The sequence below is a fragment of the Aquirufa sp. A-Brett2-15D genome, from assembly GCF_054558735.1.
Genome location: NZ_JBSKFT010000004.1, coordinates 176,850 through 186,867 on the forward strand (window position 1 = coordinate 176,850; position 10,018 = coordinate 186,867).

Here is a 10,018-nt window from a genome sequence, read left to right on the forward strand (position 1 = left end):
ATCGTTCGCTCATGTAGGAGCAGAATTTAAATATGAGGTATGAATAACCCAAATGACCTTTTTAAGCATTTGCAACTTTCAGAAATGTCTGATTTTGAAAATATAGAATTGATTCCCATCGGGTCCGAAGGTATGGACAACGATGACAAAATGGGCGTTTTGTCAGACCAGTTACCGATCCTTCCGATTCGAAATATTGTCTTGTTTCCGGGGATGGTAATTCCGATTACGGTATCCCGTCAAAAATCAGTTCGTCTGGTTAAGAAAGCTTACAAAGGCGATCGAACGATTGGTGTATTAGTGCAAGCGAATAATTCGAAAGAGGAGCCCACTCCAGATGATTTGTATAAGATTGGTACGGTCGCGCACATTGTAAAAATGTTCGTTTTGCCAGGCGGAAATACGACAATCATCGTTCAGGGACGTAAGCGTTTCGAAGTAAGTGAATACATAAAAACCGAGCCTAATTTAGTAGCTCGCGTTTCTTATATCGAGGATACGTTCCCTAAAAAGTTAAATAAGGAAAATAGAGCACTCGTTTCAACTTTGAAAGAGTGTGCTTTGAAGATTTTAAATTTAAATCCAGAGATTCCTCGCGAGGCACAAATCGCCTTAGATAATATTGAATCCTCTGCTTTTCTAGTGCACTTCCTTTCCTCAAACATCAATGCGGAATTGAAAGAAAAGCAAACTTTATTGGAAACCTTAGATGGGATCGAACAGGCCACCCATTTGCTCGAACACATGTTGAAAGAAATTCAACATTTAGAGTTAAAGCGTGAAATTCAAAGCAAGGCTTCAAGTGATATTGATCAACAACAACGTGACTATTACATTCGCCAGCAGATTAAAGTCTTGCAGGAGGAGTTAGGCGTGGAGAGTCCAGAGCAAGAATTGGATGGATTACGAGCGAAAGGGGCGAAGAAGAAGTGGTCGAAAGAGGTCAATGATTTCTTCCAAAAAGAACTAAGCAAACTTCAGCGCACGAATTCTATGTCAGGAGAATATCCGATGTTAATGAATTATGTTGAATTGATCGCGGATTTGCCTTGGGGAGAATATACGAAGGATAATTTTGATTTAGTGAAGGCGAAGAAGGTGTTGGATGCAGATCATTTTGGCTTAGAAAAAGTGAAAGAAAGAATCATCGAATACCTAGCCGTATTGAAGATGAAAGGGGATATGAAGGCTCCTATATTGTGTCTTTATGGCCCTCCGGGGGTTGGAAAAACGTCATTAGGGCGTTCGATTGCGAAGGCTTTGGGACGTAAATATGTCCGCATGGCCTTAGGCGGTCTTCGTGATGAGGCGGAAATCAGAGGTCATCGCAAAACCTATGTGGGCGCGATGCCAGGTAAAGTGATTCAGAGCATTAAGAAAGCTGCTTCATCTAATCCCGTGTTCATTTTAGATGAGATTGATAAAGTGGGTTCGGATCACCGTGGAGATCCATCTTCTGCCTTGTTAGAGGTTTTAGATCCGGAACAAAACAGTGGCTTCATGGATAATTACTTGGAGTGTGATTATGATTTATCTCGCGTGATGTTTATCGCAACGGCAAATAATTTAGATACGGTTCATCCAGCTTTGCGTGATCGTATGGAGATTATCGAAGTGAGTGGATACACGATGGAGGAGAAGGTCCAAATCGCGAAAAAACATTTATTGCCTAAGCAGAAAAAGGAACACGGTCTCGAAAAAGCAGAATTTTCGATGAACGATGGAGCGATTCAGAAAGTGATCGAAGGATATACGCGGGAGTCTGGCGTTCGTAAATTAGAACAAGAGATCGGTCGGGTGGTGCGTAAAATCACGAAGTCGATCGCGATGGATCAGGAGTATTCGCATAAAATTTCAGCTACCGATGTGGTGAAACTGTTAGGTCAAGAGCACTTTGATAAAGATACGTATGAGAGTAACGAATACGCTGGGGTAGTGACTGGTTTAGCCTGGACGCCGGTAGGAGGGGATATCTTATTTATCGAAACATTATTGAGCCGAGGAAAAGGAGTATTGACCCTTTCTGGTCAATTAGGAGATGTAATGAAAGAGTCAGCGATGGCAGCTTTGAGCTTTTTGAAGGCGCATTCTGACGAGTTTGGAATTGATTACCGCATTTTTGATCAATATAATTTACACATTCACGTTCCAGCGGGAGCGGTACCTAAAGATGGTCCATCTGCGGGGATCACCATGTTGACGGCGATTGCATCCGCTTTAACGCAATGCAAGGTGAAGTCGAAATTAGCGATGACTGGAGAGATTACCTTGCGCGGTAAAGTATTGCCAGTGGGAGGAATCAAGGAAAAGATTTTAGCAGCAAAAAGAGCTGGGATAAAAGAGATCATTATGTGTTCGAAGAACCGCAAAGATGTGGAGGAAATCGAGGCGCATTATATCTCGGATTTGAGCTTTCATTATGTAGAGGATGCGAAGGAAGTATTAGCCCTAGCTTTATTAAAAGAGCAAGTGAAGAATCCGGTGAAATTTGTTTTTCAGGCTGAGCCTACTGCGAGTTCATCGGCAGCAGTATAATGGATCTCCCCCATCTCTAAACAAAATTGGATGATGCGAAGCGCCTCAGCAGGTGCCAAAGGGCGGAGGCATTCTACTAGATCTTGAACAGGCAATGCCCCGTTCTTTAAATAAGTCAGAATCAATTTGCGTTCTGATTCAAGGCCTTCGGGGATATTTTTCCCGGAGGCTTCTTTTTTGCTTTTCAAGCAGTTATCGCATACGCCGCAAGCTTTCTTTAACGATTCCCCAAAATACGAGGTAATCAACAAGGTCCTACAGGCGTTCGGATGTTTCACATAGTGAATGATTGCATCGATCTTCTTCTTAGATCTTTCCTTTTTTTTCAAATACTCAGCCCAGATGATGGGCAAGTTTTCAATATTTGCTCTAGGCGTTAAAAAAACCAGCTTAGGCAGACCATTTTGTTTATCATATTCGATAAGCTCAAATTTCTCCAATAAGGCTAAATTACGTTCCACTTCTACAGGAGGAATCTTAATTTGATGGGCAAAATCGGCTTCCGATATGCTGACAAATTGGGTATATAGGTTTCCGCCATAGATACGTAGGAGCCCTTTTAAGAAGGATTCGAATTTTTCGTTTCGAATTTGGAAGTCGTATAGTTCGGTAGAACTGACGATGAAGCGGATTTTGGAGGGGTTTTGGAAAGCCTCGTTCAATAAAATTAAGCCCTCATTTTCTAGCGTTTTTAAGGCAAAATAGGTCTGCGAACTAGGTAGATTGAAGCGTTTGCACAGGTCCATCCAATCAAAATCATAGCTCTGTAGTTCGCCACTTCCCTCTGCTACTTGCAAATAATTGGCCACCGCTTGGTAGGTTCGCTTGATTACCTCAGCGGAGGGAAAGGATTTTTCCCATTGCGCTTCAAGGTCCAGAAGATCTTTTTCCTCATACAAAATGGCCGCATAGGCCTTTTTCTCGTCTCGACCTGCTCGACCTGCTTCTTGGTAATAAGCTTCTATTGTGTCCGGTAGATCCATGTGTACGACTAAACGTACGTCGGGTTTATCGATTCCCATGCCAAAAGCATTCGTCGCCACCATACAATCAATCTTACCTTCGATCCAGTCTTTTTGACGTGCAGAACGGACATCTATGCCTAGGCCAGCATGGTAAAAAGTGCTGGATAATCCGGCTTTAGACAACATATCAGCAATCTCTTGCGTCTTTCGTCGGTTGCGAACATACACGATGGAAGAACCCGGAACGCGTTGAAGCATTTCGGCTAATTTCTTTTCTTTATCGGCCTCGTAGAGAACAGAATAGGAGAGGTTAGGGCGGCTAAAGCTTTTTTGGAAGACAGCTGCTTGTTTAAATTGCAGCTTCTCCATGATATCGTTTTTAACCTCCTCATTCGCGGAGGCAGTCAGGGCAATGCAGGGAACGGTAGGAATTCTCTCTCGGAAAGCCGCTATCTCCAGGTAAGGCGGTCGAAAATCATATCCCCATTGTGAAATGCAATGGGCCTCATCGATGACCAAAAGGCTGATATTCATTTGCTTCGCGCGCTCGATGAATAGATCTGTTTTTAATCTTTCGGGCGAAACATAGAGGAATTTCGTGTTGCCATAAATGCAATTGTCCAGTAAAATGTCGATTTGGCGTTTGCGGAGACCGGAGAAAATGGCCGTCGCAGGAATGCCGCGGCGATTTAGCTGACCTACTTGATCTTGCATTAAGGCAATCAGTGGGGTAATGACGATGCAGATGCCCGGTAATGCCATAGCGGGAACTTGGAAACAGATCGATTTTCCGCCCCCTGTGGGCAATAGGGCAAGGGTGTCTTGTCCCTGTAAGACGGACTGGATAATTTCCTCTTGCAGAGGTCTAAAGGCCGCATGCCCCCAGTATTTTTGCAATATGTCCTGAATTTCCGCCATCGTCTAAACAAATCTACCAAAAAAGAACGAACTCCTCGAACAGATTTTTAGGAATTCCTGCGAAGAAATTCTTATTTTTAGACACAAAAGAAAGCGGATATGTTATCAGAGAAGGATTTAGCTCAATTATCGAAGCGCGGAATAAGCACCGCTGAAATTAACCAACAACTTGATTTTTTTAAATCCGGATTTCCTTGGATGAATTTGGAGAAATCTGCATCCATCGGGAATGGAATTTTTCAGTTTACGGACGAGCAGCGCAAAGAGTTTGTCGATCGTTTTGACCAACAAAAATCAGCACTTTCTATTTTAAAAATGGTACCTGCCTCTGGGGCGGCGACACGCATGTTTAAATCCTTGTTCGAGTTTTTATCGACTAGCGTAGAAAACAAGGAGTGCACGAAGTTTTTCGATGAATTAGATCGTTTTGCATTTTATCCAGAATTAAAGCCCCTCATAGGCGAAAAAGATGACTCTGCGGACATTCTGCATCATTTATTAGGTAAAGCAGGCATGGATTATGGCCAAAAACCCAAAGGCCTCCTAGCCTTCCATTCCTATCCGGAAGGTGCGCGAACTCCCTTAGAGGAGCACATCGTGGAGGCGGCAGCCTATGCTTCAGATGGCCAAAAAGCCCGTCTACATTTTACCGTTTCTCCCGAACACCGGAGAGGTTTCGAGGATTTAGTAGCTCGTATCTCGCCTAGTTGGTCAGCAAAAACTGGAATTACCTATGAGATCACCTTTTCAGAGCAAAAGCCCGCTACGGACACGATTGCTGTCAATCCCGATAACACCTTGTTTCGCGAGGCGGATGGTTCGCTTCTTTTCAGACCAGCAGGACATGGCGCCTTGTTAGAGAATTTAAATGACCTGAAGGCGGACGTGATTTTTATAAAAAATATTGATAATGTTGTGCCTGATGCACTAAAACAACCTACCATCGAATACAAAAAAGCATTGGGTGGATTGTTGTTGTGGATTTTAGTGGGTATCGATCACCTAGATAAGCAATTGCAAGAAAATCCAAGCGAGGAGACGATCAATGAGGCATTGGAAGAAATGTCGACCTATCTAGGTTTTGTACCGTCGGCGGATTTTGCTGCCTTGCCGCAATTTGAAAAAATCGCAAACATACGTGCCATTCTAGCTCGTCCTACCCGCGTTTGTGGGGTGGTGAAAAATACGGGTGAGCCTGGTGGTGGGCCCTTTTGGTGCCGGGATGAGAGAGGGAATTTTACCTTACAGTTAGTAGAATCAGCGCAGATTGATATGAAAGAGGAGGGCCAAAAAGCCAAATTTCACCAAGCCTCCCATTTTAATCCAGTCGATTTAGTCTGTGCCCCGCGTGGTTTGAACTTATTGAACTACCGGGATATGAGTACGGGTTTTATTACGGATAAGACAAAGGATGGAAAAGAATTAAAGGCGATGGAGCTGCCCGGACTTTGGAACGGAGCCATGTCTGATTGGAATACGCTTTTCGTGGAAGTGCCACTAGAAACATTTAATCCGGTGAAAACGGTGACCGATTTAGTGCGGCCTGCACACCAAAACGGATAGTATGTTTTTTGTTTGTAAAAAACTCCTTATTTTTGTCGCCCCTGAGAAAGAGATTTTAAAGGAAGTATATAAATGCTTGATTACAAAAACCTTGTCCGGTTTCCAGGCAAGGTTTTTTATTTGGCCTTATAATAGGTAAAATCAATCGATGAAGGACTTTAAATAGATAGTAAACAAATTAATATGGCCTTAGAACAAACATGGCGGTGGTTTGGCCCAAACGACCCCGTTAAATTATCAGATGTTCGTCAAGCTGGCGCAACAGGAATTGTGAATGCATTGCATCAAATCCCGAATGGACAAGTTTGGGAATTAAGCGATATTCTGGAGCGCAAGGCTATGATAGAAGCGGCTGGTTTAACCTGGTCGGTGATCGAGAGTATTCCTGTTCACGAAGATATTAAGACTCGTTCTGGCAAGTACAAGCAATATATTGAAAACTACAAGACGTCTATTAGAAATCTAGGGTCGGCTGGATTAGACGTAGTTTGCTATAATTTCATGCCCATTTTAGACTGGACTCGGACCGATTTAGATTTTCGTTTCCCGGATGGAAGTACGGGCTTGCGTTTTGATGCAGCAGAGTTTTGTGCTTTTGAATTGTTTTTATTGAAACGCCCAGGAGCAGAAAATCATTATATGAGCGAGCAAATGGCGCGCGCTCAACAATGGTTTGACGGATCTACGCAGGCACAACAAGATAAACTAATACGCAATATCATCGCCGGTCTTCCTGGATCTGAAGAAAGCTTTACGTTAAAGTCTTTTCAAGAGGCTTTGGATACCTATGCAGAAGTGGGGGAGAAGGAATTACGCGCTAATTTATATGATTTCATCCGTGAAATAACGCCGGCGGCCGAGGAGGCAGGAGTCAATTTATCGATTCACCCAGATGATCCACCGTATCCAATTTTGGGATTACCTCGCGTAGTCAGTACGGAAAGTGATGCGCTTCAATTATTGAATTCCTACGAAAGTAACGCGAATGGCCTTTGCTTTTGTACGGGAAGTTATGGGGTGCGGGCTGATAATGATTTAGTGGGGATGGTCGAGCGTTTAGGCCACCGCTTTAATTTCATCCACTTGCGTGCAACTCGCAGCGATCAGTATGGAAATTTCCATGAAGCAGATCATTTAGATGGTGATGTGGATATGTTTGGGGTGATGAAAGGACTAGTGAATGAGCAGGACAAACGCATCGCATCTGGCCGCAAAGATTTCCGCTTGCCTTTCCGTCCAGATCATGGACATCGGATGTTAGACGATTTACAAGAAGGGAAGAAAACGAATCCAGGCTACACGGCTATCGGCCGTTTACGTGGATTAGCCGAACTCAGAGGCTTGGAAATGGGGATTCGGGGGTTTTTGAAATAATTTTCATTCCCCCTTTTTATTTCTGCATCTTATTGTTAACTTTGCACCCCCATTGGTGTGGGAGAACTCTGCCTAATTGAGTTTTCTGCGCTTTACGGGGATTATATAATTTTAAAATTTAAACGGTAATTATTCCAAAATGCCAACTATTCAGCAATTAGTGCGCAAGGGACGTGAGCAAATGACTTGGAAATCTAAGTCACCAGCTTTGGATTCTTGTCCACAAAGAAGAGGAGTTTGTACTCGTGTGTACACGACTACTCCTAAAAAACCAAACTCAGCGATGCGTAAAGTAGCGCGTGTACGTTTGACAAATCAAAAAGAAGTGAATGCCTACATTCCAGGTGAAGGTCACAACTTACAAGAGCACTCGATCGTTTTGATCCGTGGTGGTCGTGTAAAAGACTTACCAGGTGTACGTTATCACATCATTCGTGGAGCTTTAGATACAGCCGGAGTTTCTGGTCGTTTACAGTCTCGCTCGAAGTACGGTGCTAAGCGTCCTAAACCAGGTCAAGCAGCAGCAGCGAAAAAGTAATTATTATTAACAGAAAGATCCAGTATGCTCGTTAAAGCAGAAGTTTGGGTCGAATTTAAAAAACTAACAACATGAGAAAGGCGAAACCAAAAAAACGCTACGTATTACCTGATCCTAAATTTAAGGATGTATTAGTAACTAAGTTTGTAAACAACTTAATGTACGATGGAAAGAAATCTACGGCATTTACCATCTTTTATGATGCGTTAGACAAAGTAGAGGAGCGTACAAAAGAAAACGGTTTAGAAACTTGGAAAAAAGCATTGAATAATGTGATGCCATCAGTCGAGGTGAAGAGCCGTCGTGTGGGTGGTGCAAACTTCCAAGTACCAACAGAAGTACGAGCTGAACGTAAAGTTTCATTGGGAATGAAGTGGTTAATCGGTTACTCACGTAAGCGTGGTGACAAAACAATGATGGATCGCTTAGCGAACGAAATCATTGCAGCATCGAAAGGTGAGGGAGCAGCAGTGAAGAAGAAAGATGATACACATAGAATGGCAGAAGCGAACAAAGCGTTCTCTCACTTCCGTTTCTAGTTTAGTAGAATTATATGAAGAGGCTAGCCGTAAGGTTAGCCTCTTTTTTTTGCCCTAAAACTTATGCCGGAATTAGTACTTAATCGAGCGGGCTAATGGAGTATTCCTGAAATTTGTTTAGCTTTGATCAACAATAAACAGAAAATGATATCTAAGAAAGCAAAATATGCTTTAAAGGCACTGAAAGTATTAGCTCAATCCTACGAAAAGGGTCCCTTATTGATTTCGCACATTGCTGAATCAGAGAGAATACCTAAGAAATTTTTAGAGGCGATCTTATTAGAGCTACGTAATCACGGAATTTTACAGTCCCAAAAAGGGAAAGGCGGCGGTTATTACCTACGCATTCCTCCTGCAGAAGTAACTTTTGCTAAAATCATTCGCATTGTCGACGGTCCTATCGCACCAGCTTTATGTGTATCCTTACACTTTTATGGAAAATGCGATGACTGTGCTGATGAAGAAACTTGTCAACTAAGAACAGTGCTAACAAAATGGCGAGATGCCAACTTATCTGTTTTAGAAAATACGACCTTAGAGGAGCTTATGTAAGCTCCTTTTTTTATTCGTATAAGTGATCCAAGTTTTTCATCTTGAATTCATCATTATCTAATTCTAAAAACTCTTCCCAGAATGGATTTTCTGGAACGGCCGCTTTGCAAATAATAGGTGTTTGCTTAATCGGGTGGATGAAATACAAGCGGCGCGCGTGTAAATTAATACTCGCATCGATGTTCGGTTTATCATAACCGTATTTTATATCCCCGCGTATAGGGCAATTTAATGTGGCTAATTGCACGCGAATTTGATGTGGCCTTCCGGTGATCGGTTCAACCTCCACTAAATAATGCAAGTTGATTTTGCCCAAAATCTTATAATTCAATTCCGCCTTCTGCGCTTTATCTTCTGGATAGTCGTAGGCCGTCGTCGTATTCTTTGCCTCGTTCTTTACAAGCCAATGCGTTAATTTACCTTTCTCTGGATACGGCTTCTTACGAGTAACCGCCCAATACGTTTTCTGAATATCCCGCTTCCGGAACATCTCCATCATTCGCTCCAGCGCTTTCGACGTACGAGCAAAAATCACTAATCCACTTACCGGGCGATCTAAGCGATGAACTGGGTGCAAGAATACAGCACCAGGTTTTTGGTATTTTTCCTTGATATACTTCTTAAGAACATCTGTCAGCGTAACATCGCCAGTGCTATCACCCTGTACGAGAATTCCTGCGCGTTTATTCACGATTAGGAGGTGATTGTCTTCGTATACGATGTGATAGTCTTTCATGTTCTTTTAATTATATAGGCCAAAATCTCTCCGCCTAATTCTCGCACAAAGGTAGGATTATTTCGCGATATGCTTAGTGTGTTCATTTATTTTAAAAATTCCTCTCTTGATTTTCAGTCGATTACGAAAAATAGTGTAAAAAGTTTAGGTCATGATTTGTTAATAAAGAATTAATCCTACATCTTTGCACTCCCAATCGCTAGGAACAAACGGTTTCTAGGGCAAGACTGAAAGAAAAGACGGTGATTAAATTCACGACAAGGCGGGTTGCTTTGTTGGTCTATTTTGGAGGTACAAG

8 protein-coding genes are annotated in these 10,018 nt (G+C 42.6%); 6 read left to right on the forward strand and 2 right to left on the reverse strand.

Features of this window, described 5'->3' with window-relative positions; translation table 11 throughout:
• Positions 1 to 39: 39 nt before the first annotated feature.
• Positions 40 to 2,535 (forward strand): endopeptidase La, encoded by a 2,496-nt coding sequence (gene lon / locus ACST14_RS10825; RefSeq protein ID WP_459463449.1) that lies wholly within the window; start codon positions 40 to 42, stop codon positions 2,533 to 2,535.
• Here the strand turns inward: lon and ACST14_RS10830 are convergent.
• Complete coding sequence (locus tag ACST14_RS10830) at positions 2,496 to 4,418, reverse strand: RecQ family ATP-dependent DNA helicase (protein ID WP_459463451.1); 1,923 nt, start codon at positions 4,416 to 4,418, stop codon at positions 2,496 to 2,498. The genes lon and ACST14_RS10830 overlap by 40 nt on opposite strands.
• A gap of 99 nt (positions 4,419 to 4,517) precedes the next feature.
• Between ACST14_RS10830 and ACST14_RS10835 the strand changes: the two genes are divergently transcribed.
• From ACST14_RS10835 to ACST14_RS10855, 5 genes are all read left to right on the forward strand, one after another.
• Positions 4,518 to 5,981 carry a DUF4301 family protein gene (locus tag ACST14_RS10835; protein WP_459463453.1) on the forward strand — a complete coding sequence of 488 codons (1,464 nt, stop codon included), beginning with the start codon at positions 4,518 to 4,520 and terminating at the stop codon, positions 5,979 to 5,981.
• Between the two features lie 183 nt (positions 5,982 to 6,164).
• Positions 6,165 to 7,355, forward strand: coding sequence for a mannonate dehydratase (gene uxuA, locus ACST14_RS10840; protein ID WP_459463455.1), 1,191 nt, complete (start codon positions 6,165 to 6,167; stop codon positions 7,353 to 7,355).
• Positions 7,356 to 7,494: 139 nt separating this feature from the next.
• Positions 7,495 to 7,893, forward strand: coding sequence for a 30S ribosomal protein S12 (gene rpsL / locus ACST14_RS10845; protein WP_459463456.1), 399 nt, complete (start codon positions 7,495 to 7,497; stop codon positions 7,891 to 7,893).
• Between the two features lie 71 nt (positions 7,894 to 7,964).
• Positions 7,965 to 8,432 (forward strand): 30S ribosomal protein S7, encoded by a 468-nt coding sequence (rpsG, locus tag ACST14_RS10850; protein WP_459463458.1) that lies wholly within the window; start codon positions 7,965 to 7,967, stop codon positions 8,430 to 8,432.
• Between the two features lie 144 nt (positions 8,433 to 8,576).
• Positions 8,577 to 8,984: an RrF2 family transcriptional regulator gene (locus ACST14_RS10855; protein ID WP_459463460.1), complete on the forward strand. Its 408-nt coding sequence runs from the start codon at positions 8,577 to 8,579 to the stop codon at positions 8,982 to 8,984.
• Between the two features lie 10 nt (positions 8,985 to 8,994).
• Here ACST14_RS10855 and ACST14_RS10860 read toward each other — a convergent pair whose 3' ends face one another.
• A complete protein-coding gene (locus ACST14_RS10860) occupies positions 8,995 to 9,720 on the reverse strand; it encodes an RluA family pseudouridine synthase (RefSeq protein WP_459463462.1) in 726 nt (241 codons plus the stop codon).
• Positions 9,721 to 10,018: the final 298 nt, after the last annotated feature.

Coding starts and splice junctions, on each gene's coding strand:
- ACST14_RS10835 (WP_459463453.1), top strand. CDS start 4,518: ATGTTATCAGAGAAGGATTTAGCTCAATTATCGAAGCGCGGAATAAGC.
- rpsG (WP_459463458.1), top strand. CDS start 7,965: ATGAGAAAGGCGAAACCAAAAAAACGCTACGTATTACCTGATCCTAAA.
- lon (WP_459463449.1), top strand. CDS start 40: ATGAATAACCCAAATGACCTTTTTAAGCATTTGCAACTTTCAGAAATG.
- ACST14_RS10860 (WP_459463462.1), bottom strand. CDS start 9,720: ATGAAAGACTATCACATCGTATACGAAGACAATCACCTCCTAATCGTG.
- rpsL (WP_459463456.1), top strand. CDS start 7,495: ATGCCAACTATTCAGCAATTAGTGCGCAAGGGACGTGAGCAAATGACT.
- ACST14_RS10830 (WP_459463451.1), bottom strand. CDS start 4,418: ATGGCGGAAATTCAGGACATATTGCAAAAATACTGGGGGCATGCGGCC.
- ACST14_RS10855 (WP_459463460.1), top strand. CDS start 8,577: ATGATATCTAAGAAAGCAAAATATGCTTTAAAGGCACTGAAAGTATTA.
- uxuA (WP_459463455.1), top strand. CDS start 6,165: ATGGCCTTAGAACAAACATGGCGGTGGTTTGGCCCAAACGACCCCGTT.